This is a genomic window from Ralstonia sp. 25C (assembly GCF_051904805.1).
Classification (GTDB): domain Bacteria; phylum Pseudomonadota; class Gammaproteobacteria; order Burkholderiales; family Burkholderiaceae; genus Ralstonia.
The window spans coordinates 3,484,104-3,510,358 of record NZ_CP196737.1 but is presented as its reverse complement, the minus strand read 5'-3'; the positions used below and the strand labels follow the sequence as shown (position 1 = coordinate 3,510,358).

General features: G+C 63.2%; 25 protein-coding genes and 1 tRNA gene. 16 read left to right on the top strand and 10 right to left on the bottom strand.

Annotated elements, in window-relative coordinates; translation table 11 throughout:
* The first annotated feature begins 89 nt into the window (after nucleotides 1-89).
* Nucleotides 90-749, top strand: coding sequence for a response regulator transcription factor (locus ACS7SF_RS16475; RefSeq protein WP_439890750.1), 660 nt, complete (start codon nucleotides 90-92; stop codon nucleotides 747-749).
* Between the two features lie 81 nt (nucleotides 750-830).
* On the opposite strand, the gene ACS7SF_RS16470 is transcribed toward ACS7SF_RS16475, so the two are convergent.
* The gene (locus ACS7SF_RS16470; RefSeq protein WP_439890749.1) at nucleotides 831-1,340 is read right to left on the bottom strand and encodes a hypothetical protein; all 510 of its coding nucleotides are present in this window, start codon (nucleotides 1,338-1,340) and stop codon (nucleotides 831-833) included.
* Between the two features lie 265 nt (nucleotides 1,341-1,605).
* On the opposite strand from ACS7SF_RS16470, the gene ACS7SF_RS16465 reads away from it, so the two are divergent.
* Complete coding sequence (locus ACS7SF_RS16465; RefSeq protein ID WP_439890748.1) at nucleotides 1,606-1,884, top strand: DUF1488 domain-containing protein; 279 nt, start codon at nucleotides 1,606-1,608, stop codon at nucleotides 1,882-1,884.
* 164 nt (nucleotides 1,885-2,048) lie between these two features.
* A complete protein-coding gene (locus ACS7SF_RS16460; protein WP_439890747.1) occupies nucleotides 2,049-2,585 on the top strand; it encodes a hypothetical protein in 537 nt (178 codons plus the stop codon).
* 20 nt (nucleotides 2,586-2,605) lie between these two features.
* Here ACS7SF_RS16460 and ACS7SF_RS16455 read toward each other — a convergent pair whose 3' ends face one another.
* The 7 genes from ACS7SF_RS16455 to ACS7SF_RS16425 all read right to left on the bottom strand — a co-directional run bounded on the left by ACS7SF_RS16455 (nucleotide 2,606) and on the right by ACS7SF_RS16425 (nucleotide 10,808).
* Complete coding sequence (locus ACS7SF_RS16455) at nucleotides 2,606-4,114, bottom strand: SpoVR family protein (protein WP_439890746.1); 1,509 nt, start codon at nucleotides 4,112-4,114, stop codon at nucleotides 2,606-2,608.
* Between the two features lie 111 nt (nucleotides 4,115-4,225).
* Nucleotides 4,226-5,488, bottom strand: coding sequence for a YeaH/YhbH family protein (locus ACS7SF_RS16450; protein WP_439890745.1), 1,263 nt, complete (start codon nucleotides 5,486-5,488; stop codon nucleotides 4,226-4,228).
* A 45-nt stretch (nucleotides 5,489-5,533) separates the two neighbouring features.
* Nucleotides 5,534-7,456 carry a PrkA family serine protein kinase gene (locus ACS7SF_RS16445; RefSeq protein WP_426398239.1) on the bottom strand — a complete coding sequence of 641 codons (1,923 nt, stop codon included), beginning with the start codon at nucleotides 7,454-7,456 and terminating at the stop codon, nucleotides 5,534-5,536.
* A 716-nt stretch (nucleotides 7,457-8,172) separates the two neighbouring features.
* Nucleotides 8,173-8,247: transfer RNA gene (locus ACS7SF_RS16440), tRNA-Val, on the bottom strand.
* 84 nt (nucleotides 8,248-8,331) lie between these two features.
* Complete coding sequence (gene dnaQ, locus ACS7SF_RS16435) at nucleotides 8,332-9,063, bottom strand: DNA polymerase III subunit epsilon (RefSeq protein WP_439890744.1); 732 nt, start codon at nucleotides 9,061-9,063, stop codon at nucleotides 8,332-8,334.
* 15 nt (nucleotides 9,064-9,078) lie between these two features.
* Nucleotides 9,079-9,945, bottom strand: coding sequence for a formyltetrahydrofolate deformylase (gene purU, locus ACS7SF_RS16430; RefSeq protein WP_439890743.1), 867 nt, complete (start codon nucleotides 9,943-9,945; stop codon nucleotides 9,079-9,081).
* An 8-nt stretch (nucleotides 9,946-9,953) separates the two neighbouring features.
* Complete coding sequence (locus ACS7SF_RS16425; protein WP_439890742.1) at nucleotides 9,954-10,808, bottom strand: DUF4743 domain-containing protein; 855 nt, start codon at nucleotides 10,806-10,808, stop codon at nucleotides 9,954-9,956.
* 104 nt (nucleotides 10,809-10,912) lie between these two features.
* Here ACS7SF_RS16425 and ACS7SF_RS16420 point away from each other — a divergent pair, with 104 nt between their 5' ends.
* A complete protein-coding gene (locus ACS7SF_RS16420; RefSeq protein ID WP_439890741.1) occupies nucleotides 10,913-11,305 on the top strand; it encodes a hypothetical protein in 393 nt (130 codons plus the stop codon).
* A 4-nt stretch (nucleotides 11,306-11,309) separates the two neighbouring features.
* On the opposite strand, the gene ACS7SF_RS16415 is transcribed toward ACS7SF_RS16420, so the two are convergent.
* Nucleotides 11,310-11,858, bottom strand: coding sequence for a hypothetical protein (locus tag ACS7SF_RS16415; protein ID WP_439890740.1), 549 nt, complete (start codon nucleotides 11,856-11,858; stop codon nucleotides 11,310-11,312).
* A gap of 267 nt (nucleotides 11,859-12,125) precedes the next feature.
* On the opposite strand from ACS7SF_RS16415, the gene lpxO reads away from it, so the two are divergent.
* From lpxO to ACS7SF_RS16355, 12 genes are all read left to right on the top strand, one after another.
* Nucleotides 12,126-13,028 carry a lipid A hydroxylase LpxO gene (gene lpxO, locus ACS7SF_RS16410; RefSeq protein ID WP_439890739.1) on the top strand — a complete coding sequence of 301 codons (903 nt, stop codon included), beginning with the start codon at nucleotides 12,126-12,128 and terminating at the stop codon, nucleotides 13,026-13,028.
* Nucleotides 13,029-13,331: 303 nt separating this feature from the next.
* Entirely contained in the window at nucleotides 13,332-13,937 is a 606-nt protein-coding gene (locus tag ACS7SF_RS16405) for a BPSL1445 family SYLF domain-containing lipoprotein (RefSeq protein ID WP_439890738.1), read from the top strand.
* Between the two features lie 199 nt (nucleotides 13,938-14,136).
* A complete protein-coding gene (locus ACS7SF_RS16400) occupies nucleotides 14,137-15,255 on the top strand; it encodes an ABC transporter substrate-binding protein (protein WP_439892783.1) in 1,119 nt (372 codons plus the stop codon).
* 162 nt (nucleotides 15,256-15,417) lie between these two features.
* Nucleotides 15,418-16,392 carry a LysR substrate-binding domain-containing protein gene (locus ACS7SF_RS16395; protein ID WP_439890737.1) on the top strand — a complete coding sequence of 325 codons (975 nt, stop codon included), beginning with the start codon at nucleotides 15,418-15,420 and terminating at the stop codon, nucleotides 16,390-16,392.
* Nucleotides 16,389-17,903 (top strand): NAD(P)-binding domain-containing protein, encoded by a 1,515-nt coding sequence (locus ACS7SF_RS16390; RefSeq protein WP_439890736.1) that lies wholly within the window; start codon nucleotides 16,389-16,391, stop codon nucleotides 17,901-17,903. Before ACS7SF_RS16395 ends, ACS7SF_RS16390 begins: the two co-directional genes overlap by 4 nt.
* On the top strand, nucleotides 17,900-18,883 hold the full coding sequence (locus tag ACS7SF_RS16385; RefSeq protein WP_439890735.1) for an ABC transporter permease: 984 nt from the start codon (nucleotides 17,900-17,902) through the stop codon (nucleotides 18,881-18,883). The genes ACS7SF_RS16390 and ACS7SF_RS16385 overlap by 4 nt, the downstream gene beginning before the upstream one ends.
* Nucleotides 18,880-19,806, top strand: a complete 927-nt coding sequence (locus ACS7SF_RS16380; protein WP_439890734.1) for an ABC transporter permease — start codon at nucleotides 18,880-18,882, stop codon at nucleotides 19,804-19,806. Before ACS7SF_RS16385 ends, ACS7SF_RS16380 begins: the two co-directional genes overlap by 4 nt.
* Nucleotides 19,803-20,807 (top strand): ABC transporter ATP-binding protein, encoded by a 1,005-nt coding sequence (locus tag ACS7SF_RS16375; RefSeq protein WP_439890733.1) that lies wholly within the window; start codon nucleotides 19,803-19,805, stop codon nucleotides 20,805-20,807. The genes ACS7SF_RS16380 and ACS7SF_RS16375 overlap by 4 nt, the downstream gene beginning before the upstream one ends.
* Entirely contained in the window at nucleotides 20,804-21,805 is a 1,002-nt protein-coding gene (locus tag ACS7SF_RS16370; protein ID WP_439890732.1) for an ABC transporter ATP-binding protein, read from the top strand. Before ACS7SF_RS16375 ends, ACS7SF_RS16370 begins: the two co-directional genes overlap by 4 nt.
* A 44-nt stretch (nucleotides 21,806-21,849) precedes the next feature.
* Nucleotides 21,850-23,418 carry an ABC transporter substrate-binding protein gene (locus tag ACS7SF_RS16365; protein ID WP_439890731.1) on the top strand — a complete coding sequence of 523 codons (1,569 nt, stop codon included), beginning with the start codon at nucleotides 21,850-21,852 and terminating at the stop codon, nucleotides 23,416-23,418.
* Between the two features lie 5 nt (nucleotides 23,419-23,423).
* Nucleotides 23,424-25,313: an acyl-CoA thioester hydrolase/BAAT C-terminal domain-containing protein gene (locus ACS7SF_RS16360; RefSeq protein ID WP_439890730.1), complete on the top strand. Its 1,890-nt coding sequence runs from the start codon at nucleotides 23,424-23,426 to the stop codon at nucleotides 25,311-25,313.
* Nucleotides 25,310-25,900, top strand: a complete 591-nt coding sequence (locus tag ACS7SF_RS16355; RefSeq protein WP_439890729.1) for a peroxidase-related enzyme — start codon at nucleotides 25,310-25,312, stop codon at nucleotides 25,898-25,900. Before ACS7SF_RS16360 ends, ACS7SF_RS16355 begins: the two co-directional genes overlap by 4 nt.
* A gap of 64 nt (nucleotides 25,901-25,964) precedes the next feature.
* On the opposite strand, the gene ACS7SF_RS16350 is transcribed toward ACS7SF_RS16355, so the two are convergent.
* Nucleotides 25,965-26,207: a hypothetical protein gene (locus ACS7SF_RS16350; protein ID WP_439890728.1), complete on the bottom strand. Its 243-nt coding sequence runs from the start codon at nucleotides 26,205-26,207 to the stop codon at nucleotides 25,965-25,967.
* Nucleotides 26,208-26,255 lie beyond the last annotated feature (48 nt).

Below are 26,255 nucleotides of genomic sequence, written 5' to 3'. Positions count from 1 at the left end.
GCACTTCCGTTTCAATGCACCCGGATCATCTACGCCCTACAAAATAATCGGTTTCGCTTGAAAACAATTAACCGAAGCACGAGGGGTCGATGAATATTCTGGTAATCGATAGCTTGCCGCTTTTTGCGGCAGGTGTGTCTAATGTGTTGAATGCTCTTGATGCGCATGGCGTATTTATCGATACGCACTATTGCGTGCCCTTTGGGCCGGCCTGCAGGGAGGCTGAGCCCAGCGCCGTCGTCATGGAATGGAGCGCGCAGGATGACGGCGCACGGCAACGTTTGTCGGAGCTGAAAGCGATGCTGCCGGAAGTGCCGATCCTACTGACGGTGCCGGCCATTGGCCGCCACGTGGTGGGTGACGCGCTGCGGTTTGGCGCGGCCGGCGTGGTCGACCGCCAAGCCACCGCTGACGTGTTGCTCGAAGCCTTGCAGCGCATCACCTCCGGTGCCGTCTACCTGCCCCCGATCAGCAATCTCGCGCTCGACGACGCAGGGCAGCGCATCGGGGAAAGCCCGGCAGAGGTATGGCAGCGCCTCACACCGCGCCAGCATGAAGTGCTGCAACTGCTTGCAGAAGGCAAATCCAACAAGCAGATCTGCCGCGTGCTCAATGTGGCCGAGGGCACCATCAAGAACCACCTGTATGCGCTGTTCCGGCAGATCGGGGTGAGCAACCGCACAGAAGCGGCGCTCTGGCTATCGCGTTGCAAGGCGGGCATGGCGCGCCTGCAACTTTGCACGATGTAACTCCGCCCCCGGCGGTGCCCCCTTTGGGGGCATCCACGACAGCGTTGCTCGCCACAGGATGCCCCTTTGGAGTCGCAACGATCAACGTTCCGTTGCCATGACACTGGAATGATTGATCAACTCGTTTTGGAAGGTCTGATTGAACTGCTGTGCGTCGGGGCGGCTCACATTGATATTCAGCACCGCGTGCTTCGCCGCCCCCGCAGTCACCCAGCCTTTCGCCTCCACGGGTGACGCAGTCAGTTTCAGCTTCTTCGAATACGACGCGTCGCACTTCACACGCAGCACGACGAAAGTCTCTCCCAACGTGGTCGAGCGCGCCGCATTCATCGCCTGGTACTCCTCCTCCGTCAGGTTAAGGAACACGGACAGCCCGGACGGCGACTGCAGGTAGTCACTATCGCGCGCCTGCCAGCCCGTGCCACTCTTGCGCCAGTCAGAAAAACCGAAGTGATACAGATAGCCATCGGTCGGGCAGCCTTCGATCGTGGCCGCAGATGCGGGCAGCACCGAAAGCATCGTCATCGACGCAGCGACCACACCCAAGGCGCGTCGCATGGTTTGAGGCAACTGCGTGTTCTTCATCTTCATGATGGGCTCCATCGATCAGGGTTGAGTGCGCAGCAATGCGCGCTCTGATCGTGTTCGCGCGGCGCGGCGCGAACAATGGAGCAATGGACAGGGATCGATGGCCCAGGCGATGTGTTTGACGGGCCACCCTGGACAGAGATGACATTGCACGTGGTCAACCCTGCAGCGCGGCACCTGATTTAACGCATTGCATTCGCGTGGCCGCGCCATACACTGAGTGCGAGGCGGCACGCAGTGCATCGCCGTTTTTTCATGGAGGTCGGCCATGAAAACCATCGAGTTTCACACGGGTGCGCCACGCTACTGCGCGGCGGATCTCACGCTCACGTGCACGGCCAGCGTGGATGGCACCTTCGCCTGCTACGCCGTGACCGCGGAGGCGCTGGAAGAACATTTCGGCGCGCGCTCCTGGCGGCAGGAAGATCTGCTACAGGCCATGGAGTCGCATCGCGGCACCATCGAAGACATGGCCCGCTCGCTGTTCAAGCTGACCGACTCACACAACATCGTCCTGCGCAGCGGACATTTCCGCTTCGGCATGTAAACCTGCATCTGTAGATCAGTAGATCAGGCGTTGCCTGCGAGCGGCGCCGGCCGGCACGTTCGCGCGCACCACAGCAGCGGGCGGCCAGGGGACGGGGGGACACCGGGGCACCATGCGGGACGACATCGGCAGGGCCTCGCCACCACATCCTTTGGAGGCTCACCGTGGAAGCACGCATCGATCTCTCTCTCGAAGTCTTTCGCACGCAGTTGCAGACTGCCCTGCACATTCTGACCACGCTGGAAGAAACCCAGGAGCGCCTGCTCAAGATCACGCTCAAGAGCCTGGAAGACGCCGAGCGGCGCGCCTTGCAGGCTTGCGCATCCGTTGCCGAGGCCAATTCATGGGAAGACTTGGCCACCCTACCCGCCACGCTGCTGCAAACCCGCGTGGAGCAAAACGGCCGCCTGTTCCAGACCATGCTCAACCTGCTTAACGAACAGCATCAGGCCCTGCTGCAAGAGGGCACGACCTCAGCCGACGCTTGGCGCACACTGGCAACGCACTGGGGCGACGAACCCATGATCGCGCCGGTGCGCGCGCTGTTTGGCGGTTTCGGCACGGTAGAAACACCGACCATGCCGGAAACGCGACCCTCAGCGCCCACGGCATCGGACAAAAAGAAAGCCAGCGTGAAAGCTGGCCTTCCGGTTTCCGCTACCACAAGCACTGGGGTTGAACCTGCAGCGCCTGCGGTTTGATTGCGTGATGCTGAGGTGAGCTAGTCCGGCTTGCATTCGTATTTCATTTCGCGCCGCCCATCTTCGTAGACCACCTCCAGCCGGCAGGTAAAGCCCCACAGCCGGACCACGTGCCGCAGCATTTCTTCGTAATTGGCGCCCAGCGGGCGGCGGGCGCTCTGCTGGTGGCGCAGCGTCAAGGAGCGATCGCCGCCAATGTTGACGTTGGTCACCTGGATGTTCGGCTCGACGTTGGAAAGGTCGTACTGGGCGGCGAGCAGTTCGCGGATCATGCGATAGCCGTCATCGTCGTGGATGGCCGTGACGCGCAGCTTGGCATCTCGGTCGTCGTCCAGCACGGAGAACAGCTTCAACTCGCGAATCACCCGCGGCGACAGAAACTGCAGCAGGAAGCTTTCGTCCTTGAAGTTGCGCATGGCGAAGTCCAGCGTCTGCTGCCAATCACTTCCGGCGATCTCCGGCGCCCAGCGGTAATCCTCATCGGTGGGGGATTCGCAGATACGGCGGATGTCCTGGAACATCAGGAAGCCCAGCGTGTAGGGATTCAACCCGCTGTAATACGGGCTGTGATACGGCGGCTGGTAGATGACGTTGGTGTGCGCCTGCAGCAGCTCCAGCATGAAGGCATCGTTGACGAGTTGCTCGTCGTACAGCTTGTGCAGGATGGTGTAGTGCCAGAACGTGGCCCAGCCCTCGTTCATCACCTTGGTCTGGCGCTGCGGATAGAAGTACTGCGCGATCTTGCGCACGATACGCACGATCTCTCGCTGCCAAGGCTGCAACTTGGGCGCGTTCTTCTCGAAGAAATACAGCAGGTTCTCTTCGGGCTCGGGCGGAAAGGTCGGTTCGGGCTCCGGCACATCGTCCACGGTGGTCACCGCGCGCGCGCGATGCGTTGGCAACGTGCGCCACAAGTCGTTGACCTGCGCCTCGAGGTACCGCTCGCGCTCCGCCTGGCGCGCCTGCTCTTCATTGATCGACAGCTTTTTGGGCCGCCGATAGCGGTCCACGCCGTAGTTCTGCAGCGCGTGGCAAGAGTCGAGCAGCAGTTCCACCTCCTGCTCGCCATAGCGCCGCTCGCATTCCGCGACGTAGCTCTTGGCAAAGAGCAGGTAATCGACGATGGCATCCGCGTTCGTCCAGGTGCGGAACAGGTAGTTGCCCTTGAAGAAGGAGTTGTGGCCGTAGCAGGCATGCGCAATGGTCAGCGCCTGCATCGGCATCGTGTTCTCCTCCATCAGATAGGCGATGCAGGGATTGGAGTTGATGACGATTTCGTAAGCCAGCCCCATCAGCCCACGCTGGTAGCCACGCTCCGATGCAAGAAAGTGCTTGCCGTAAGACCAATGGTTGTAACCCAGCGGCAGACCCGATGACGCATAGGCATCGAGCATCTGCTCGGCGGTGATGATCTCGATCTGATTCGGATAGGTGTCCAGGCCGAATTCAGCGGCAATGCGGGCGATGCTTTGGTCGTAGCGCCTGATCAGCTCGAAGGTCCACTCCGAGCCCGTAGATAGGTAGGCCATGCTCGTTCCCGTTCGTCCATCTCACACGTGGCGTGTTCGCCATGGCGTGCACTACCGCCGTGCGGCGACGGTGCACTGGTTGGGGGACGACTCACGTCCGCTGATGTGCAATCAAGCGGCGCGCTTCTGAAACAGATCGTGCAGCACCGGGTAAATCTCGTCCGCTTTGAGGATGCGCTGCATCGCGAAGTTGTCGTGCCCAGCCTTCAACGTAAGATACTCTTCCCACAGGTTCTGTGGCTCTGTCGACACCACCTCCACATAGGCGTAGTACTGCGTGACCGGCAGGATCGATTCGCGCAGGATCTTGGCGCAGAGCTCTGAATCGCCCGCCCAGTTGTCGCCGTCCGATGCCTGCGCGCAGTAGATGTTCCACTGGCTGGGTGAATAGCGCTCCTGAATCACCTCGGCCATGAGCTTGAGAGCACTCGACACGACGGTCCCGCCGGATTCGCGTGAGTGGAAAAAATCGTCTTCGTCCACCTCTTTCGCCACGGTGTGATGGCGGATGAACACCACGTCGATGCGCTCGTAGTTCCGCTTCAGGAACAGGTACAGCAGCATGAAGAAGCGCTTGGCCAGGTCCTTGCGCGTCTCGTCCATCGAGCCGGACACGTCCATCACGCAGAACATCACCGCCTGCGCCTGCGGGCGTTTGCGCTGCACGCGGTTGTTGTAGCGCAGGTCGAGCTTTTCGATAAAAGGCACGCGGTCCAGGCATGAGCGCAGATGACGCATTTCCTTCATCAGCTCCTGCGCGCGCGCGCAGTACGGGCCGTCGTTTTCGAGTACCTCGTTGTATTCTTCCTCCAGCTCGTGCAGGCGCCGCTGGTAAGGACTGGACAGTGCGATACGGCGGCCGAGCGAGCTGCGCATCGTGCGCAAGATCGACAGGTTCGACGGCGTGCCATCGAGCGAGAAACCCGCACGCACCTTGCGCACTTCCGCGAGCTTGGCCAGGCTGCGCTTGGCCAAGTCGGGCAATGCCATGTCTTCAAAGAAGAAGTTCAGGAAGTCCTCGCGCGAGAGCGTAAAGATGAAATCGTCTTCGCCCTCGCCCGAGTCGCTCGCCTGCGAGCCCGTTCCGCCGCTGCCCTGCTGCGGCCTGTCAAAGCTGTCACCGCGCACAAACTGGCGGTTGCCGGGGTGGATGCCTTCACGGCGCCCACCCTGGCCGTGGTGGAACATGGGCTCGGAGATGTCCTTGACCGGAATGGACACCTGGCCGCTCTGCTCGATGTCCATGATCTTCCGGCCCGACACCGCCTTGGCCACCGCACGGCGGATCTGGTCCCGATAGCGCTTGATGAAGCGCTGCTTGTTGACGGTGCTCTTGCCGCCACCGTTCTCCCGCCGATCGATGATCGTGCCCATGTGACTGCCCTCGGTTGGAAGTTGTACGCGCTCGGCACTCCCTCCTTAGGACGACTTCCTGACACGCAGATACCACTCCACCAGCAAGCGCACCTGCTTCGGCGTGTAGCCCTTTTCCACCATACGGTTGACGAAGTTCTCGTGCTTCTCCCGATCGTCATGCGACGACTTGGCGTTGAACGAGATCACAGGCAACAGATCCTCCGTGGTCGAGAACATCCGCTTTTCGATCACCATGCGCAGCTTCTCGTAGCTGGTCCAGAGCGGGTTCTTGCCCCCGTTCTTGGCTCGCGCACGCAGCACGAAGTTGACGATCTCATTGCGGAAATCCTTCGGGTTCGAGATACCCGCCGGCTTTTCCACCTTCTCCAGTTCGTCGTTCAGTGCACTGCGGTCGAGAATCTCGCCGGTGTTCGGATCACGGTACTCCTGATCCTGGATCCACAGATCGGCAAACACCACGTAGCGGTCGAAAATGTTCTGCCCGTATTCCGAATACGACTCCAGATAGGCCGTCTGGATCTCCTTGCCGATGAACTCCACATAAGGCGCTGTCAGATACTCCTTGATATAGGACATCAGCTTGGATTCCGTCTCGGGCGGAAACTGCTCGCGCTCGATCTGTTGCTCAAGCACATACAGCAAGTGCACCGGGTTGGCCGCGACCTCAGTGCCATCAAAATTGAATACCTTCGACAGCACCTTGAACGCAAAGCGCGTCGACAAACCCGTCATGCCTTCGTCGATGCCGGCAAAGTCGCGGTACTCCTGATACGACTTCGCTTTCGGGTCGACATCCTTGAGGCTCTCGCCGTCGTACACGCGCATCTTCGAGAAGATGTTCGAGTTCTCGGGCTCTTTAATGCGGGTGAGCACCGCAAACTGCGCCATCATCTTGAGCGTGCTCGGCGCGCACGGCGCCGCGGCCAGCGAGCTGTTACGCAGCAGCTTGTCGTAGATCTTCACCTCGTCCGACACGCGCAGGCAGTACGGCACCTTGACGATATAGATACGGTCGAGGAAAGCCTCGTTGTTGCGGTCTGACTTGAAGCTCTGCCACTCCGCCTCGTTCGAGTGCGCGAGAATCACCCCATCGAACGGGATCGCGCCAAAGCCCTCGGTGCCCTTGTAGTTGCCCTCCTGTGTGGCCGTCAGCAACGGGTGCAAGACCTTGATCGGTGCCTTGAACATCTCGACGAATTCAAGCAGCCCGCGGTTGGCCAGGCACAGTCCGCCGGAATACGAATACGCGTCCGGATCGTCCTGCGGATAGTCCTCCAGCTTGCGAATGTCAACCTTGCCGACCAGCGACGAAATGTCCTGATTGTTTTCGTCGCCCGGCTCCGTCTTGGATATCGCAATCTGCGACAGCACCGAAGGGTGCAGCTTCACCACGCGGAAGCGCGTGATGTCGCCATTGAACTCATGCAACCGTTTCACCGCCCACGGTGACGCAATTGTGTTCAGATAGCGCTTCGGAATGCCGTAGTCTTCTTCGAGAATCTTGCCGTCTTCCTCGGGCGAGAACAGCCCGAGCGGGGACTCGTGAATGGGCGAGCCCTTGAGCGCGTAGATGGGTACCTGCTCCATCAGCGCCTTCAACTTCTCGGCAAGCGAAGATTTGCCACCACCCGGGGGGCCAAGCAGATAGAGGATCTGTTTGCGTTCCTCAAGACCCTGCGCGGCATGTTTGAAGAAGGAGACGATCTGCTCGATCGTATCTTCCATGCCGTAGAACTCCCGGAAGGCCGGGTAGATCTTGATGACCTTGTTGAAGAACAGCCGGGACAGGCGTGGATCGTGATGCGTATCCACCAGTTCGGGCTGACCGATCGCAGCAAGCATGCGCTCCGCGGCGGTCGCATAGGCGGTCGAGTCCTTCTTGCAGATATCCAGATACTCTTGGATGCTGTACTCGTCCTCTTTGCGAGCTTCAAAACGCGTTGCGTAGTGGCGGAAAATATCCATATCTCCCCCGTAGACGCTTCCTCATCCCAACATGGCTGCCGCAGACGAGGCTAGTTGTGACGTGCGTAAGTGCGGTAGTGATTCCACTGTAGACCAACCAGCCGCCAGCACAAGGGCCAAGAAAAAAACATCGCCCCTCGAAAACCCACGTCCGGCGTGCATTAGCGCTCGATACCCCTCAGTGCTAATGATGCCGACGCGGCCACGCTGACGCTTGCCACGCTTGTCGCTCCCACACGGCTTTCAATAAACAACGAATCTGCGCTGCAACACAACACCCGCGCAACGCTATCGTGCCGATTGCAACACAGCAGAAACCATACCCATGCCGATGCGCTATGCATGCCAGTGTGCGTGCCAGTTGGTGTGTAACCAATCGGTGCGAGTTCCCACCTGCGTTGAGACACGCAGAACGAATGGCTGATACCGAAGATAGACGAGGAGACAGCGATAGCCGCCACTTGCAGCGGCAACGTTCATTGCTTCACACAACGGCAAATTGCGCCATTCGCGCGCACTACGCCTCAGCGCGGTGCATATCGATTTGCGGGATTCGTCTGTGAGAGGAGGCGACTGAGCAACGCCCAGCTGGCGCTGCTATGAAAAGCACCCGGCAGTCGGGTAACCGGGAGAGAGAACGCGCAGCAAACGCAAGACAAACAAAAAGGCCCTCGGCGATTGCCAGAGGGCCCTTTTTGTGCGATTGCTCGCGAATTTGGTGGGTGGTACAGGGATTGAACCTGTGACCCCTGCCGTGTGAAGGCAGTGCTCTACCGCTGAGCTAACCACCCGAAAACTGCTGCCGGGATGCGGCGAAAACGAGATTATGACGAAAAGCGATTGCCGTGTAAAGACCCCGACCGCACTTTTTTTCTTCAGGCGGCCGGCGGCGCAGCTTCGGAGGCCTCGCGCGTCCAGACGGTCTTGCCGCCGCTGGCCTTGTCGATCTCTTTGAGCACGCCGGCGTGAGCGGAGGCTTCGGCTTCCGTGGCCAGCAACACAGGCAGTTCCAGCGCACTCAGATCGATGGCAACCGCTTCGGCCGACGCACCATCACCAGTTTCGAGCATGTCGATCACCAGCGTGTTCTGGCCGCGTGTCATGGCCAGGTAGACCTCGGCCAGCAACTCCGCATCCAGCAATGCGCCGTGCAGCGTGCGGTGCGCGTTACTTACGCCCAGCCGGTCGCACAGTGCATCCAGCGAGTTGCGCTTGCCGGGGAACATCCGGCGCGCTTCGAGCAGCGTGTCGATATGGCCCGACAGATGCTCGCGGAAGGTGGGCAGCCCCAGGCGCTGGAATTCCATATCCAGAAAGCCCAAGTCGAACGCCGCGTTGTGGATGATCGCCTCGGCGCCCTGCACGTAGTCGCGGATCTCGTTGACGACTTCCGCAAACTTCGGCTTGTCGGCGACGAACTCGTTGGTGATGCCGTGCACCGCCATCGCACCCGGGTCGATCTCGCGTTCAGGGTTGATGTAGAAGTGCAGGTTCCGGCCGGTCAGGCGCCGGTTGACCATCTCCACGCAACCGATTTCGATCACGCGGTCACCGGTGGCGGCGTTCAGGCCGGTGGTTTCGGTATCGAGGATGATCTGTCGTGTCATGCGTCCCCCTTCCCCTTATTTGAAGACGACGGTCTTGTGGCCGTTGAGCAGGATGCGGTGTTCGGCATGCCATTTCACGGCGCGGGCCAGCGCCACGCATTCCACGTCGCGGCCGACAGCGGTGAGTTGCTCCGGGTCCATGCTGTGGTCCACCCGCTCGATTTCCTGCTCGATGATCGGGCCTTCGTCCAGGTCGGCTGTCACGTAATGGGCCGTCGCGCCGATCAGCTTCACGCCGCGCTCGTGCGCCTGGTAGTACGGCTTGGCGCCCTTGAAGCTCGGCAGGAACGAATGGTGGATGTTGATGGCGCGACCTTCCAGCTTGCGGCACAGATCGTTCGACAGAATCTGCATGTAGCGCGCAAGCACGACCAGGTCGATCTGCTGCTCCTGGGCGATTTCCCAGATGCGGGTTTCCTGCTGCGCCTTCTGCTCCTCCGTGCCTTTGAGCAGCGGCAGGTGCGTAAACGGCACGTTGTACGACGCCGCCAGTTGATAGAAATCGCTGTGGTTCGACACGATGGCGGCGATCTCGATCGGCAGCTGACCGGCGCGGGCACGGAACAACAGGTCGTTCAGGCAGTGGCCGATCTTCGAGACGAGGATCATCACGCGCGGCTTGGCGGCGGCGTCGAACATGCCCCATTGCATGGAGAAACGCTCGCCGATCGCCGTGAAGCGCTCGCGCAGCGTGGCCAGATCAAGCGGCTGCCCCTGCGGTACAAAATGCACGCGCATGAAGAAGCGGCCAGTGAATTCGTCGCCGTATTGATCGGAGTCGAGAATGTTGCAGCCCTGCTCGAACAACAGGCCCGACACGGCGTGGACGATGCCGGGCTGGTCCGGGCACGACAGGGTGAGGATGAAACCGGAGTGACTCATGAAGCGTTTTACGTATTGTTGTCGGGCGCGAACCGTTGCGGCGCATGGAGCGAACTCAGGCGCACCAGGGCATCGAGGGTGACGAGCGTGGCGTTGACCGTCATCGCGCAGTCCGCCATGATATCAAGGGCGGCGTCCGGGCTGGCGCGGAGATGGCCGGCCACTTCGCCGTCCTGGTTGGCGGGAGTAAAGTCGGCCGGCAGCGTCAGATCGAAGGCGAAGAGCGTTTCGCATTGAATGCCTTCCGGCACGTCGCGCAGGACGTCCAGGGTGCCTCGCCGCACCAGCTGGGCCGCCAGATCAGCGCCGATGCCCGCTTCTTCCCAGCATTCCTTTTCCAGCGCACCGCGCGCGTCGAACCCGTGGCCGATGCCACCCGCGACGAGGTTGTCCCACATGCCGGGGTCAATGGGCTTGGTCTCCGCACGTTGGGCCAGCCAAAGCATCGGGCCGGCTTCGTCCACCCCGTCGATCAAGCCATTCATATGCGCCGCATAGGTGCGGATGCCGAAAAAGCGCGCCGCAGCCCTTTCAATGAGCGCCAACGTGGGCGTGCCCCAGCCGGTGTTGACGGCGAAGCGCTCATCGCGCCAGCCGCGCACGTGGCCGTCTTCCGCCAAGCGCTCGATTACCTCGGCCAGCGCGACGGTGCGGTCGGCCTCGGTAGCCAGCATGCCGCACAACTCGACGCGGTCCGCCGACACCTCGAACCACTGGGGCCAGCGCCCGAGCAATGCAGCTCGATCGCGGCCAAGCCAGCCGACACGCTGCCCAGCGACGATCCACGGGACTACGGTTGCTGCATCGAACGTCTGGCGCACAGCCAAACCCTCCCGGACACGCTGGATGCGCAGGTCCGTCATGCCAACCGCCTACAGGGCCGGGCGTGCATTGTGCTTTCCGTGCAGCACGGGTCGCGCGATAATGCGCCGTTCATACAAGCCGTCATCAGACTGGAGAAACAAGGATGGATGAAATCGACGAGCTGTCGGATCTGCCGACCCCGCGCTTTATCTGGGGGTTCGCTATTGCCGTCACACCGTCCGGCGAAGTGTCGCACGATGAGTTCGAATACCTGACCCACACCCGCTCGCCGCGCTTTACCTGCCGCGTGGTCGAACTGGAAGATGCGCCCGCCGAGCCGGAAGACGAAGGCGATATCGATGGCCGCATCGTCCACTTCGACAACCCCAAGCGGATGTTCTACATCACCGACCTGGGCCTGGCGCTGATGAACTTCACGCTGTTCGACAAGGTGGACAACAAGGCCAAGCTGAAGAACGCCTGCGACGAGGCCATCGCCGACTGGCTGACCCGCCGCGACTTCCTCGACTCCGAACCGGACGACGACGAGGAGTAAGCCGCTAACCCTGGCTGCCTGGGCTGCCGTCTTCCGCAAAGCGCAGGTCGGCCAGGCGCACATCGGCGTAGGAACGGCCCGCGTCCAGCAGCGCCGATACCTGCGCCTTCACCTGCTCCTTCTGCGCGCGCATGGCCCGCGGCGGCAGGGCCGGATCCTGTCCGGTGTGGTGCAGATACAGCATCTTGTAGGTGAGTTGGCTGACCATCCATTGCCGCAACACGCGCCGCCGGCCGGCGTGCTCGGCCTCCAGTGTGTCGATCTGGGCCAGCAGGGTGGAAAACGCGCGCGCCACGTCTGCGGCATTCCCCGGCTCACCGGCAATGCAGCGCTCCGCCAGGGCGCGCGCATCCGACGGCGACATGGCACCGGTTTCGACAAAGCGATCCGCCACCTGGACGGGCGCCGGTGCTTGCCGCGCCAGCCTTGCAGACACCCCCGAGAGCGCTTCCTGCGCACGGCGGATGGACGCATCCAACGACTCCGCACTGCCCTGCACCATGCCGGCAAAGGGCATTTCGCTGGGTTGTTCGGCGCGTTTCTTGGCGTCCATCGCTCCCTCCGGGTGGCTGCCCGCTGCGCTGTTGCGCTGCGAGCGAAAACGGAATTGTAGAACGCCGCGCACATTTATCGACAAATCCGCACAGTGGCTCCGCATGGCTTGCGGAACGCAAACGATAACGCCGCGTCACAGTGCGTGGCGGCTGTTGGCCGCAACCCACGCGGGGTGACCACGCCACGGTTAAAATACGCGTTTGTGCGGCACCGTCGCATCTCGCGCCTCATTTGCTGACCGCCTTTGCGCGGCAAGGAACACGCCTTGATCAAGTGGATTCTCGTGGCCCTCTATCTGGGCTCCATTCTGTATGTGCATTTTCGCGGCAAGGTGCGCCTGAAATTCTGGCGCCAGATGTTCGACCACTCCGCGGTGGTCGCGCCGGTCAACTGCTTCATGTATGCGTTCTCGGGCGTGCCGCAAACGCCGTACGTGCCGGTCGAGCGCTTTCCCGATCTGGAAAAGCTGCAGGCCGCGTGGCCGCAGATCCGCGACGAGGGCATGGCGCTCGTCAATCTGCGCAAGATCAAGGCCGCCGAAAAGAACGACGACGCCGGCTTCAACTCCTTCTTCAAGAATGGCTGGAAGCGCTTCTACCTGAAGTGGTACGAGGCGAGCCACCCATCGGCCGAGCAACTGTGCCCCAAGACGGTCGCCCTGCTGCGCAGCCTGCCCAGCGTGAAAGCGGCGATGTTTGCCGAACTGCCGCCGGGCGGCAAGCTCAACCCGCACCGCGATCCGTTTGCGGGCTCGCTGCGCTACCACCTGGGCCTGGCTACGCCCAACGACGACCGCTGCTTCATCGAGGTCGATGGCGAACGTCACAGCTGGCGCGACGGCCAGGGCGTGGTCTTTGACGAGACCTATCTGCACTGGGCCGAAAACGCTTCCGACAAAGACCGCCTGATCCTCTTCTGCGATATCGAACGCCCGATGAAATTCGGCTGGGCGCAGAGCATCAACAAGTGGCTCGGCCGCAAGGTCATGACGGCCGCCAGTTCGCCCAACGATGACGGCGACCAGACCGGCGGCATCAACAAGCTGTTCCGCTATGTGTGGCTGATGGGCCAATACCGCCGCCGCTTCAAGGCGTGGAACCGCAAGCTGTATTACGTGGTGAAGTTCGGCTTGATCATCGGCGGCGTCGCACTGATCGTGTGGATTTGAGCTACGTCTCGGCAGTCTCGCTTCGCAAAAGCCGGCCTCGCGCCGGTTTTTTGTTGCGTTTGCAAAACGTACCGACGCTGCACGCACCTTTTGCCGCGTCGCAAAGCAGGTGTGGAAAAGCGCTACATCCGGCACAGATCTCACCTAATGTCAGGAACTGAGCGCTTCGGTGCTCATCTGATATGGCGGGCACGCCGCTTGCTGCTCGGTGTTTGACACCCTTGCCGATGGCGGGGCGCAAGTCAAAGCCGGGATGCGGGTGGCTGTATCCCCTCCTTTCACACCAGAGACAGAGAGATCGCCATGAACAAGAACCTCTTCAGCCGTCGTACCGCTGCCACGCTTGCCGCCGTCACGCTGCTTGGCACCCAGATCGCAGCCTGCACGACCACCAGCCCGAATGCACAAGGCTCCGACGTGATGACGTCGACCAACAAGCATGCCACCACCAATTCGCAGGCCGATTCGGTGCTCTCGCGCCTGTACACCACGGCCAACGGATCGCGTGATTTGGTCTCGCGCGCCAAGGGCGTGCTGGTGTTCCCATCGGTGCTGAATGCCGGCTTTGTGGTGGGTGGCCAGTATGGTGAAGGCGTGCTGCGTACGGGCGGTGGCAAGCCGCTGGGGTACTACAACATTGCCTCGGCGTCGCTGGGCTTCCAGGCAGGCGCTCAGTCGCGCGCGCTCATCATCCTCTTCATGACGGATGAAGCGCTGCAGAAATTCCAGAACAGCCAAGGCTGGACTGCCGGTGTGGACGCTACCGTCGCGCTCGCCAAGATTGGCGCGAACGGCGCAATCGACACCAACACCGTGCAGCAACCGGTCATCGGCTTCAACCTGACCAACGCGGGCCTGATGGCAGGCGCCTCGATCGAAGGCACGAAGATCACCAAGCAGAACAACTGATCCGCGCAGGCCTAGCCACAGAAACCGCCGTCTTGTACGGCGGTTTTTTTTTCGCCTGTTGAAGGCGTTGCAGCAACGTCGCAGCCACGGGGAAACCCGGAGAGGGTGTATCAGCCTTCTCGGCTAGCATCGCGGCACACAAAACAGCCATCCGAGACGAGGGGAAGACATGACAAATCGCAATTTCGCCTGGCGTGGGATGCTGGCGGGTGTACTGCTGACGGGCGTACTGGCAGCGACCAGTGCGATGGCAGAGCCCGGCATTACAGACAGCAAAATCCTGATCGGCCAGACCGCCGGCTTTACAGGCCCGGCGGGCGAGCAGGTCAAGGAGATGACACAAGGCGCCAAGCTCTACATCGACGCGGTCAACCAGGCGGGGGGCATCTATGGGCGCAGGATCGAATTGATCTCCGAAGACGATGGGTTCGATGCCAACGCTTCGAAGAAGCATGCCCACACGCTGATCGCCGATAAGCAGGTCTTCGCTCTCTTCCTGCCGCGCGGCACGCCCAACACCGAGGCCATCATGACCGAAGCGCGCCCCTCGGGCGTGCCCGTGGTGGCACCGTCAACCGGCGCCGCCACGTTCTTCGATCAGCCGGACCCATTGCTTTTTGTGATGCGTGCGAAATACCAGACGGAGATTGCAGAACTGGTGCGGTACTTCGGCACGCTGGGGTTGCGCCGCCTTGCGCTCGTCAACGTGAACGACACCTTCGGCAAGGACACGGAGATCGGCTTCAACAACGCCACGCAAAACCTGCCGGCGGATGCACACCGCATCTTCACCGTCGACCGCCTGAAGCCGGACGTCGCCAAGGCCGCGACGGATGTGGGCAAGTTCGCGCCGCAAGCTGTAATCCTGGCCTGCCCGAGCACCACCGCGCGCGCCATGATCGAAACGCTGAACAAGCAAGGCACAGTCGCGCAGATTGCCGCGCTGTCCAACAACGCCGCACTCGCTTTTGCGCAATCGCTGGGGGCGCTGGGCCGTGGCGTGGTGGTGTCGCAGGTGATGCCGTCTCCGGTGCGATCCACGTCGCGGCTCGGCCGTGACCTGTCGGCCAGCGCAAAGGCGGCGGGCGTGGCACCGTCGTACGCCATGATGGAAGGCTATGCGGCTGCCCGGATGCTGGTAGAGGGGCTCAAACGAGCAGGCAAGACGCCCACGCGCGCCAGCTTTGTCGCCGGGCTGGAAGCGGCTGGCACGATCGACCTGGGCGGGCTCGACGTGCACTACGGCCCCAATCTGCGCAAGGGTTCGAACTATGTCGAACTGACGGTGATCGGCCCAAATGGGACGTTCGTCAAATAGGTGCGTGCCGCCGCGCAGGCTGCCTGGGCAACTGCTCCTACGCGAGGCATAGCGGTTGCCCGCGTAAAATGCATGACTACATAAGAAAATACAATTTGGAATTCACATACTGCCCATAACAGAATGCATGAACAACATGCATGACTGGGATCAAAGCGGCAGATGGAACTCCGACAACTTGAAGCATTTGCAGCGGTCATGTCGACCGGCAGCGTCACCGCGGCGGGCAAGCTGCTGGGCCGGTCTCAGCCCGCCATCAGCCGGCTGATCCAGGATCTTGAAGCGGAAATCGGCTATGCGCTGTTCACGCGCGCAGGCCCCCGTGTTTCGCCCACGGAACAGGGTTTCCTGCTGTACGAAGACGTTGAACACACGCTGATCAGCCTGCGGCAGATCCGCACCCGCGCTGAAGAAATCGCCCGCGGCGAAGCGCGTCCGCTGCGCCTGGCCGCCACGTCCGCACTGGCGGCCGGCCTGCTGCCATCCGCCCTGGCAGAAGAGCCCGAACTCGCTCAGCACGTTCAGATTCGCAGTGCCTCGCCCGAACAGGTCGTACACGCGGTGCTGACCGGCGCGGCGGACCTGGGCATCAGCAGCCTGCCGCTGGAGCATCGCGGCGTGACGGTGCATTGGATTGGCGAAGCGGCCTGCGTGGCCGCCGTGCAGGACAGCGATCCGCTGGCCGCCGGCCAACGCGTGGCGCTCGCCGACTGCGCGGGCCGGCGCATCATCACGATGCACAACCCGTATCGCCTGCGTCGCCGTCTGGATCAGGCGCTTGCGCAAACCGGCGTCGCGCCGGCCGAACTCATCGAGACCAACGCCTCGCTCAACGCGCTGACCGCCGTGCGTGCGGGCCTGGGCGTAGCGCTGCTGGAGCCCGTTACAGCCTATGGCGTGCCGATCGACGGTGTCGCCGTGCGGCCGATCGATGCCAGCATCCCCTTCTTCTTTGGCGTGATCACGCCCGAAGCCAAGCGGCCGTCGGCTGCGGTGACCTCGCTGATCGACGCGCTCTCCCGCGCTGCACAACGCCTGCTGCCCGATTGCAAGCTGCATGACCCTGCGCGCCACGCCAGCATGCTGCAGGTGCTGTACGGCGAGCCCGTCAACGAAACGGAAGACGCATCCGCATGACCACTGCACACCAAGACGATGCGCACCAGGCCACCAGCGCTGCTGGGCTTGCCGCGCTGGAAGCCCGTTTGCTGCAGGACCTGGCCTGGCTGGAATTGCCGGCCAAATCATGGACGCTGCCACACACGCTGGAAAACCAGCCCGGGCTGGACGTCGCCATCATCGGCGGCGGCATGGCGGGGCTGGCGGCAGCGGCATCGCTCAAGCATCTGGGCATTGGCGCCGTGGTGTTCGACCGCTCCCCAGTCGGCTTTGAAGGCCCGTGGGCAACGACGGCGCGTATGGAAACCCTGCGGTCGCCCAAGCAGTTGACCGGCCCCGCACTCGGCCTGCCTGCGCTAACGTTTCGCGCGTGGTTCGAGGCGCAGTTCGGTGCCGATGCCTGGGAAGCGCTCGACAAGATCCCACGCCTGCAATGGATGGACTACCTGCGCTGGTACCGCCGCGTGCTGCAGCTCGATGTCCGCAACGAACACCATGTGAAAGCGATCCACCCGCGTGTGGACGGCGCGGTCGAACTGGTGATCGACGCGCCGGGCCAACCGACTCAGCGCGTGTATGCGCGCCGCGTGGTGCTGGCGACCGGGCGCGATGGCCTTGGCGGCCCGTCGGTGCCGGACTTCGCACATCGGCTGCCGCGCCGCTGGTGGGCGCATTCGTCCGACGCCATGGACTACGGCACGCTGGCCGGCAAGCGCGTCGGCGTGATCGGCGCAGGCGCTTCTGCCATGGACTCCGCGGCCACGGCACTGGAAGCCGGCGCTGCCAGCGTCGACCTGCTGATCCGTCGGCCCGACCTGCCACGCGTGAACAAGGGCAAAGGCGCCGGCAGCCCTGGGCTCGTGCACGGCCATCTGCATCTGCCCGACGCATGGAAATGGCGCATCCGCCATTACATCAATGTCGAACAAGTGCCACCGCCGCGCGGCAGCACACTGCGCGTATCGCGGCACCCGAATGCGCGCTTCAACCTGGGCTGCGGCATCCTGGGCGTGGACGAGCACGATGGCGTGTTGCACGTCGCCACGACCAAAGGCGTGTTCCAGCTGGACTTCCTGATCTTCTCGACCGGCTTCCGCACCGACTGGGCTTCGCGCCCCGAGTTCAGCGCACTGGCACCGCACATCCGCCAATGGCGCGACCGCTATACCCCGCGCCCTGGGGAAGAAGACGCCGAGTTGAGCGACTCGCCCGATCTCGGCCACGCATTCGAATTCCGCGAGAAGACGCCCGGCACGATGCCCGGCTTGTCGCGCGTGCATTGCTTCTGCTATCCGGCATCGCTCACGCACGGCAGCGTGTCGGGCGATATCCCGGCCATCAGCGAAGGGGCACGTCGCCTAGCGCAGGGTATTGCCGGCCTGCTGTACCACGAAGACATCGAAGAGCACTACGCCGCCATCCAGGCGTATGCAGAACCGGAAATCTTCGGTGATGAATGGACACCCGCAGCACCGCCTGGCGTCGATGTCGATGCGAATGCCGCCTCCAGCCAGGAGGCCGCACGATGACGGGCTGGTTACTGCGCCGCATCGGCCAGGCGCTGCTGGTCGTGCTGGTGATGACGGTGATCGTGTTCGTCGGCCTGCACGCCATCGGCAACCCGGTCGACATCCTGATCGGCCAGGACGTCGACCAGATCGACCGCGCACGCATCATTGCCGAACTCGGGCTCGACAAGCCACTGTGGCAGCAGTACCTGAGCTTCCTGAACGGCGCGCTGCACGGCAACCTGGGCAAGAGCTTCGTCTACAACGAACCGGCCATCCAGCTCATCTTGCAGCGCCTGCCGGCCACGTTGGAACTGGCGTTTGCGGCGTTGATCATCGCAGTGGTGATCGGCGTGCCGCTGGGGCTGTTTGCGGGGCTGTATCCGAACCACCCCGTATCGCGCCTGTTGATGACGGGCAGCGTGGTGGGCTTCTCTCTGCCGACGTTCTGGGTGGGGCTGATGCTGATCATGGCCTTCAGCGTCAGCCTCGGTTGGCTGCCGGCCAGCGGACGCGGCGAAACCGCCCGCCTGTTCGGCATCGAATGGTCGTGGCTGACGGCCGATGGCCTGCGCCACCTGCTGCTGCCGGCGATCAACCTGTCACTGTTCAAGCTCTCCCTGGTGCTGCGGCTCACATCCGCCGGCGTGCGCGAGGTGTTGCCGAGGGACTTCGTGAAGTTTGCGCGTGCCAAGGGGCTTTCCCCGCTGCGTGTGGTGCTGGCGCACGTGCTGCGCAATACATTGATTCCGCTGGTGACGGTGCTGGGGCTGGAACTCGGCTCGACCATCGCCTTTGCCGTCGTCACGGAGAGCATCTTTGCGTGGCCCGGCGCAGGCAAGCTGATTCTGGACAGCATCAACTCGCTGGATCGCCCGGTCATCGTGTCGTACTTGATCGTGGTGGTGTGCTTGTTCGTGTCGCTCAACCTGATCGTCGATATCCTGTATCGCCTGCTGGACCCGCGCGTGCGCACGGCGGATAACGCGGAGCCCGCATGAACACGACTTCGCAAGCTACGACTGCGGCCGCAATGCCTGCACCGCGCAAACAATCGCCATGGCGACGTGTGGCGGCAGATTTTCTGGCGTCCAAATCGGCCATCTTCGGGATGGTCGTCGTGGTGGTGTTGATGCTGGCCGCGCTGGCCGCACCGTGGATCACACCGCAGAACCCGTACGACCTGATGGACCTTTACATACTGGACTCGCGCCTGCCGCCGGGCTCTCCCAACGGATTGGGCACGTTCACCTATTGGCTTGGCACCGATGGCCAAGGGCGGGATCTGTACTCGGGCATTCTCTACGGCTTGCGGATCAGCCTGGGGGTGGGGATTGGCTCGGCAGCGGTGGCCGCCGTGATCGGCACGCTGCTCGGGCTGATTGCGGCGTATGCGGGCGGTCGCGTCGACAGCATCATCATGCGCACGGTCGATCTGCTGCTGTCGTTCCCGTCGGTGTTGGTGGCGATGATGATCCTCGCGTATCTCGGCAAGAGCATTACGAACGTGGTGCTGACGCTGGTGCTGCTGGAGTGGGCGTACTACGCGCGCACGGTGCGCGGACAAGCGCTGGTCGAGCGCCGCCGCGAATACGTTGAGGCGGCCCGCTCGCTCGCCCTGCCCGGCTGGCGCATCGCGCTCAAGCACATCCTGCCGAACTGCCTGCCGCCGCTCATCGTCGTGGGCACGCTGCAGGTGGCGCGGGCGATCACGCTGGAGGCCACCCTCTCCTTCCTGGGTCTGGGGGTGCCGATTACCGAGCCGTCGCTGGGCCTCCTGATTGCCAACGGATACCAATACATGCTGTCTGGCCAGTACTGGATCAGTTTCTATCCGGGCATCGCGCTGCTGCTGGCGCTGGTGGCCATCAACCTGGTGGGCGATCGCCTGCGTGAAGTACTGAACCCGAGGACGCAGCGATGACGGCGTCCACCAACGCGACCACACTCGAAGTCCGCAACCTGCGCACGCATTTCTTCACACGTGAAGGCGTGCTACCGGCCGTGGACGACGTGTCGTTCTCCCTGGCGCGCGGACGCATCCTGGGGCTGGTGGGCGAATCGGGCTCGGGCAAATCGGTCACCGGTTTTTCGATCATGGGCCTGGTTGACTCGCCCGGCCGCGTCGTCAGCGGCGAGATCCTCTACCAGGGCCGCGACCTGACGAAACTGCCGGCACGCGAACTGCGCAAGCTGCAAGGCAACCGCATCGCCATGGTCTTCCAAGACCCGATGATGACGCTCAACCCCGTGCTGCGCATCGATGCCCAGATGATCGAGGCCGTGCGTGCGCACAGCAACATGAGCCACACGCAAGCGCGCGAACACGCCCGTGACACGCTCGGCCTGATGGGTATTCCGAGCCCGGAAGAGCGCCTGCGCGCGTACCCGCATCAACTGTCGGGCGGCATGCGGCAACGTGTGGCGATTGCCATTGCGATGCTGCATCGCCCCGACCTGATCATTGCCGACGAGCCGACCACGGCGCTGGATGTGACCATCCAGGCGCAGATTCTTTCCGAAGTGCAGAAGCTGGCGCGCCAGCACGGCACCGCGCTGATCTGGATCACGCATGATCTGTCGGTCGTCGCGGGTCTTGCTGACGAAGTGGCCGTGATGTACGCCGGCCGCATCGTCGAACACGGCCCGGTGGATGCCGTGCTCGATGCGCCGCTGCACCCGTACACCATGGGCCTGATCGACAGCCTGCCCAGCGAGAACCGCCGCGGCCAACGCCTGCGCCAGATTCCCGGCATGACGCCGAACCTGCTGTCGCTGCCGGCTGGCTGCGCGTTTGCGGCGCGCTGCCCGCGTGCAACAGAAGCCTGCGGCGTGCGCCCCGAGATAACGCAACCCAACCCGCATCGCCTCGTGCGTTGCTTCCACCCGGGCACGTTGGCGGCCGCCACGCGGGAGGTCGCATGAACACGCCGCTGGTAGAACTCAAGCAGATCAGCAAGCGCTTCAGCGATCGCAAGATCGGCCCGGTCGATAGCGTGCTGCAGCGTGTTGGGCTGGCGAAGCCGCCCGCCGTGGTGCGCGCCGTCGATGGCATCGATTTGGCCATTCAGCCCGGCGAAGTCGTCGGCCTGGTTGGTGAGTCGGGCTGCGGCAAATCCACGCTCGGCCGGATTGCGGCGGGCCTGATGCCGCCGTCCGACGGCGAGGTGCGCGTCGATGGCAAGTCGGTCAACACGCTCTCCGCCAACGAAGCACGCGATGCCCGCCTGAAGATCCAGATGATCTTTCAGGACCCGTACGCTAGCCTCAACCCGCGCCTGCGCGTGGAAGAGATCATCGGCGAGGCGGCGCGCGTACACGGCCTGACGGATCGCGCCAACTATGCCGATTACGTGGCCGCGCAGATGCAGCGTGCAGGGCTGGACCCCGCCCTGCGCGATCGCTATCCGCATCAGTTCAGCGGCGGGCAGCGGCAGCGCATCGGCATTGCACGCGCGCTGGCGGTGCAGCCGTCGATGCTCGTCTGCGACGAGGCGGTGGCGGCGCTGGACGTGTCCATTCAGGCGCAGATCCTGAACCTCTTCATGGACCTGCGCGAGCAGCTCAACCTGACCTATCTCTTCATCAGCCACGACCTGGGCGTGGTGGAGCACCTGTCGGATCGCGTGGTGATCATGTACCTCGGCCGCGTAGTGGAGTCCGCACCGGCAGAGGAAGTCTTCCGCCGCCCGAACCACCCGTACACGCAAACGCTGCTGGCGGAGATTCCACGCTTGTCGGCTCGGCACAAGACGTTCACGGCCATTCAGGGCGAAATGCCCAGCCCGCTGCATCCGCCCACCGGCTGCCATTTCCACCCGCGCTGCCCGCACGCCATGCCCCGCTGCAAGACCGAAACGCCGACATTGAAAGGCATTGCGGTCAACCATGTCAGTGCCTGCCATTTGAACAACGCGATTTGAACGAGCTTCAATAGCCAAACCAAACAACAACGAAGGGAACAACCGTGAAACGCCTCCTTGCCTCGTCGCTTGCTGTTGCGCTGTTCGCTACTGCTGGCACTGTCAGCGCGCAAACGCTGAACATCGCCTTTGCCGATCCGCTGTCGTCGCTGGACCCCCAACTGAACAACCACGCGGGCGACCGCTCGGTCGACGTGCATTTCTGGGATCTCCTGGTCGAGAACAAGTGGAACAAGCTGCAGCCCGGCCTGGCGCTGTCGTGGAAAACGCTCGACCCGAAGACGTGGGAATTCAAACTGCGCCCCGGCGTGAAATGGCACGACGGCCAGCCGTTCACGGCGGATGACGTCATCTTCTCGTACCAGCGCGCGCGCAGCGTGCCGGGCAGCGTGGCGACGTTTGCGGGCTATCTGCGCACGGTGGAATCCGTCACCGCCAAGGACCCGCTCACGCTCATCATCAAGACGAACATCCCGAACCCGGACCTGCCGCTGAACCTGGCCTCCGTGCATATCGTCAGCAAGCACGTGGGCGAAAAGTCCGCCACCGAGGACTACAACGCCGGCCGCGCCGTAGTAGGCACGGGCCCGTACAAGTTTGTCTCGTACGTGCCGGGTGACCGCGTGGTGATGGCGCGCAACGACAGCTACTGGGGTGGCAAGCAACTCTGGGAGAAGGTCAACTACCGCTACATCAACAACGCCGCAGCGCGCACGGCCAACCTGCTCTCGGGTGAAGTGGACGTGATCGACAAGGTATCAGTGGCTGACCTCGCGCGTCTGCGCCAGTCGCCCAGCGTGAAGGTGTTCGCCTACCCCGGCCTGCGCGTGATGCTGCTGCAACCGAGCTTCCGTAAGGGAGCCAACGAATTCATCACCGGCACCGATGGCAAGCCGCTCGCGAACAACCCGCTGCTGGACGTGCGCGTGCGCCAGGCGCTGTCGCTGGCGATTGATCGCAAGGCGATCGTCGATCGCATCCTCCAAGGCGCGGCCACCGTCGCCAACCAGTGGATGCCGTCGGACACTTACGGCTACAACCCCGACGTGAAGAACATCGCTTACGACCCAGCGCAAGCCAAGAAGCTGCTGGCCGACGCCGGCTTTCCGCAAGGCTTCAACCTGGTGATGCACGTGCCGAACGACCGCTACCCGCAAGGCCCGGAAACGGCACAGGCGGTGGCGCAGTTCTGGACGCGCATCGGCGTGAAGACCAAGGTGGAGGTGGTGCCCTGGTCGGTGTACTCGGGCCGCGCCAACAAGAACGACTACGCGATGAGCATGCTGGCGTGGGGCAACGGCACGGGTGAGGCAAGCTACGCGCTGGTCAACGTGCTGGCCACGGTGGATACCAAGAAGGGCCTGGGCGCCTCCAACTGGGGCCACTACAGCAACCCGGCCGTGGACAACGCACTGAACGCCTCCACCGAAGAGTTCAACACCGAGAAGCGCGCGGCCATCCTGCGCCACTCGGTCAAGCTGGTGTCGGACGACGTGGGCGTACTGCCGCTGTACCACTACCAAAACGTGTGGGCCGCCAAGAAGGGGCTGAAGGTGACGCCGATGACCAGCGACCGCACCGCGGCGCAGATGGTCACCAAGGACGGCAAGTAAGCGCCATGGGAACATTCGCGCTCAGCGTTGCACCGGTAGATGACCTGATCGACGTATCGCGGCAGATCGTCGTGACGGGGCTGGTGCCCGGCGTACAGGTCGGCATCGTCGCGCAGACGCGCCGTGGCAATGACGTGCTCTGGCACAGCCGCGCGGCGTTCGTCGCCGATGCGCAAGGCACTGTCGACCTGACCCGGGACGCGCCTGTCTCGGGTGACTACACCGGCATCAGTGCCATGGGCCTGATCTGGAGCCAGCGCCCCGACGACGGCAAGGCACGCGAGGTGTTTCCATCCCTTTCTACCGCAGGCTTCGAACCGCTGACGACCACGCTCACGGCCACAGCGAATGGCGAGTCGATCCACGCGAGCTTCGTGCAACGGCTGGCCGCGCCAGGTGTGACACGCCACGATGTGCGCGACGAAGGCCTGGTCGGCACGCTGTACCTGCCCGACCCGTATGCGCACCCGGGCCCACGCCCAGCCGTGCTAATCCTCAACGGCTCGGGCGGCGGTATCAACGAGCCGCGCGCGGCGTTGTATGCCTCGCACGGCTATGCGGCCTTTGCACTGGCGTATTTCAAGGCGCCGGGGTTGTCGGATTACATCTCCAACACACCGCTGGAGTATTTCGAGCGTGCGCTCGCATGGCTGCGCAAGCGTGTTGCGCCGCTGCATGACTTTGTCGCGGTGAGCGGCCAGTCGCGCGGTGGCGAACTGGCGTTGCTGCTGGGCGCGACATTCCCCGAAGCCGTATCTGCGGTGATCGGCTACGTGCCGGGCGCCGTCGTGCACAGCGCACAGAACGCCGCCGACCCAGCCATCGGCCGCGAAGGCCCGACGTGGTTGTATCGCGGCCAGCCGCTGCCGCATCTGTGGGAAGGCAACCGCACCGCCAGCTGGGCGCCGTTCGACGAAGGCCCCGCGCCGCATCGGCATGAGCGCGCTATCCGCACCGCGCTCCAGGATGCCGATGCCGTGGCACGCGCCCGCATCCGCATCGAACGTGCGCGTGGGCCGGTGCTGCTGCTATCCGCCACCGACGATGGCTCATGGCCGTCGAGTGATTATTCGCGCATGGTCACCACCAAGCTGGCCGAGGTGCGGCACCCCTACCCCGTTGAGCATTTCGACTACGAAGGCGCGGGCCACGCGATCGTCTTTCCGTACGTGCCGACCACGCAGCTCGTCTACGCGCACCCGGTGTCTGGCCGCATCAGCACCGGCGGCGGTGAGCCGCGTGCCAACGCTCGCGCCGATGCCCAATCGTGGGCGGCAGTGCGACGCTTCCTCGCTAGCGCAGTGGCTGCGCGCGGCGCCTCCGTACCCGATTCTCGGAGCCTTTCATCGATGGATTTCACGCCTACCCAAGATGTGGTCGACCAGGTTGCCGGCCTGGAAGACGGCAGCACCGCGTATGCGCTGCGCCACGCCCGCGAGAAAGTCGCCACTGCGACGCAAGGCAGCTATGACGCGTTGCTCGACCCCGCCCTGCCCGGCCTCACGCTGGGCGAACGCCTGCTCGTGGCGCTTTACGCCTGCCGCCTGACGCCCGCGCCCGAACTGGTCGAGCACTACCGCGCACGCCTGGCCAACACGCCCGTCGATGCCAACGCGCTGCAAGCCGTAAACGATGGCGATATCGACGCGCTGGCCGACACGCGCCTATGCGCCATCCTCACCTTCACACGCACACTCATCGAACGCCCCATCGATGGTGATCGCGATGCGCTGCTGCGCCTTCCCACCACGGGCCTCGCCACCGCAGACGTCGTCACGCTGGCGCAGCTCATCGCCTTTCTGTCGTATCAGACACGGCTGGTGGCCGGCCTGCGCGCGCTGAATGCACTCAACGGCGCCAGCACCGCCACCACCTCCACGGAGACCGCAGCATGACCGAGATCATCCGCGCGCACGGCTTCACCAACGAATCGCTGGAATGGAAGGCATGGCTGGATGTAGTTGACCTCGACCGCGCCACGCCCGAGCAGATCGCCGTGCTGGAAGAGAGCCACCCGAAGGCGAAGACGTCGGACTACTACCGCTTTCTCGTCCACCAGCCGGAGATCCTGCGGCAGCGTTCGGCGGCGTTCAACGCGATCATGTATGCGCCGGGCGGCCTGTCGCGCGCCGAGCGCGAACTCGCCAGTGCGGTGGTGTCGCGCGTGAATGGCTGTGTGTATTGCGCGTCGGTCCATGCGCAGCGCTTTGAGCAGCTTGCCAAGCGCAACGATGTGATCAAGCAGGTCTTCGAAGACCCACACACCGCGGGCACGAATGCGCGCGAGCGTGCCATCGTGCTGTTCTCCATCGACCTCACGCTACGCCCCGGCGACGTGCGCGCCGAAGACCTGCAACCGCTTAAAGCGGCCGGGCTGACGGATGCGGAGATTCTCGATCTGATCCACGCCGTGGCGATCTTTGCGTGGGCCAACCGGTTGATGCTGAATCTGGGTGAGCCAGTGTTTCCGGACGCAGCATAAGTACTGCACTGCTCAAAAGAACAAGCCGCAGGTTTGCGCCTGCGGCTTTTTTGTTGCCGAAAGGCTAGCGCACGCGGTCCGTCGTCGGCGCGTGCATGCCGTCGGTATAGGAGTCGAACTTGCCGGCCTTTGCGCCGTCTGCGTAGACGTCGAATCGTGTAGCGAGTCCGCCATCGGTGTAGGGGCCGCGTGCCGCCATGGCCGCGCTGCCATCCGTGTACACATCTCGGGTGGCGCTTGCATGCGCCACGGTCGCACCCAACGCAGCGGTGGCCGCTGCGGCGAGCATCAAGAGCTTCTTGTCCATTTCACATCTCCTTTGCTGCTGGATGGGTTTCCTGCAGCCAACGCTCAT

What these genes read in the sequence shown, in the direction of transcription:
- ACS7SF_RS16445 (WP_426398239.1), bottom strand. Translation starts at nt 7,456, where the DNA reads ATGGATATTTTCCGCCACTACGCAACGCGTTTTGAAGCTCGCAAAGAG.
- ACS7SF_RS16375 (WP_439890733.1), top strand. Translation starts at nt 19,803, where the DNA reads ATGACGGCGTCCACCAACGCGACCACACTCGAAGTCCGCAACCTGCGC.
- ACS7SF_RS16380 (WP_439890734.1), top strand. Translation starts at nt 18,880, where the DNA reads ATGAACACGACTTCGCAAGCTACGACTGCGGCCGCAATGCCTGCACCG.
- ACS7SF_RS16350 (WP_439890728.1), bottom strand. Translation starts at nt 26,207, where the DNA reads ATGGACAAGAAGCTCTTGATGCTCGCCGCAGCGGCCACCGCTGCGTTG.
- ACS7SF_RS16355 (WP_439890729.1), top strand. Translation starts at nt 25,310, where the DNA reads ATGACCGAGATCATCCGCGCGCACGGCTTCACCAACGAATCGCTGGAA.
- ACS7SF_RS16405 (WP_439890738.1), top strand. Translation starts at nt 13,332, where the DNA reads ATGAACAAGAACCTCTTCAGCCGTCGTACCGCTGCCACGCTTGCCGCC.
- ACS7SF_RS16420 (WP_439890741.1), top strand. Translation starts at nt 10,913, where the DNA reads ATGGATGAAATCGACGAGCTGTCGGATCTGCCGACCCCGCGCTTTATC.
- ACS7SF_RS16425 (WP_439890742.1), bottom strand. Translation starts at nt 10,808, where the DNA reads ATGACGGACCTGCGCATCCAGCGTGTCCGGGAGGGTTTGGCTGTGCGC.
- ACS7SF_RS16395 (WP_439890737.1), top strand. Translation starts at nt 15,418, where the DNA reads ATGGAACTCCGACAACTTGAAGCATTTGCAGCGGTCATGTCGACCGGC.
- ACS7SF_RS16400 (WP_439892783.1), top strand. Translation starts at nt 14,137, where the DNA reads ATGCTGGCGGGTGTACTGCTGACGGGCGTACTGGCAGCGACCAGTGCG.
- ACS7SF_RS16475 (WP_439890750.1), top strand. Translation starts at nt 90, where the DNA reads ATGAATATTCTGGTAATCGATAGCTTGCCGCTTTTTGCGGCAGGTGTG.
- ACS7SF_RS16465 (WP_439890748.1), top strand. Translation starts at nt 1,606, where the DNA reads ATGAAAACCATCGAGTTTCACACGGGTGCGCCACGCTACTGCGCGGCG.
- ACS7SF_RS16385 (WP_439890735.1), top strand. Translation starts at nt 17,900, where the DNA reads ATGACGGGCTGGTTACTGCGCCGCATCGGCCAGGCGCTGCTGGTCGTG.
- ACS7SF_RS16360 (WP_439890730.1), top strand. Translation starts at nt 23,424, where the DNA reads ATGGGAACATTCGCGCTCAGCGTTGCACCGGTAGATGACCTGATCGAC.
- ACS7SF_RS16450 (WP_439890745.1), bottom strand. Translation starts at nt 5,488, where the DNA reads ATGGGCACGATCATCGATCGGCGGGAGAACGGTGGCGGCAAGAGCACC.
- ACS7SF_RS16455 (WP_439890746.1), bottom strand. Translation starts at nt 4,114, where the DNA reads ATGGCCTACCTATCTACGGGCTCGGAGTGGACCTTCGAGCTGATCAGG.
- ACS7SF_RS16470 (WP_439890749.1), bottom strand. Translation starts at nt 1,340, where the DNA reads ATGAAGATGAAGAACACGCAGTTGCCTCAAACCATGCGACGCGCCTTG.
- ACS7SF_RS16415 (WP_439890740.1), bottom strand. Translation starts at nt 11,858, where the DNA reads ATGGACGCCAAGAAACGCGCCGAACAACCCAGCGAAATGCCCTTTGCC.
- purU (WP_439890743.1), bottom strand. Translation starts at nt 9,945, where the DNA reads ATGAGTCACTCCGGTTTCATCCTCACCCTGTCGTGCCCGGACCAGCCC.
- dnaQ (WP_439890744.1), bottom strand. Translation starts at nt 9,063, where the DNA reads ATGACACGACAGATCATCCTCGATACCGAAACCACCGGCCTGAACGCC.
- ACS7SF_RS16370 (WP_439890732.1), top strand. Translation starts at nt 20,804, where the DNA reads ATGAACACGCCGCTGGTAGAACTCAAGCAGATCAGCAAGCGCTTCAGC.
- ACS7SF_RS16390 (WP_439890736.1), top strand. Translation starts at nt 16,389, where the DNA reads ATGACCACTGCACACCAAGACGATGCGCACCAGGCCACCAGCGCTGCT.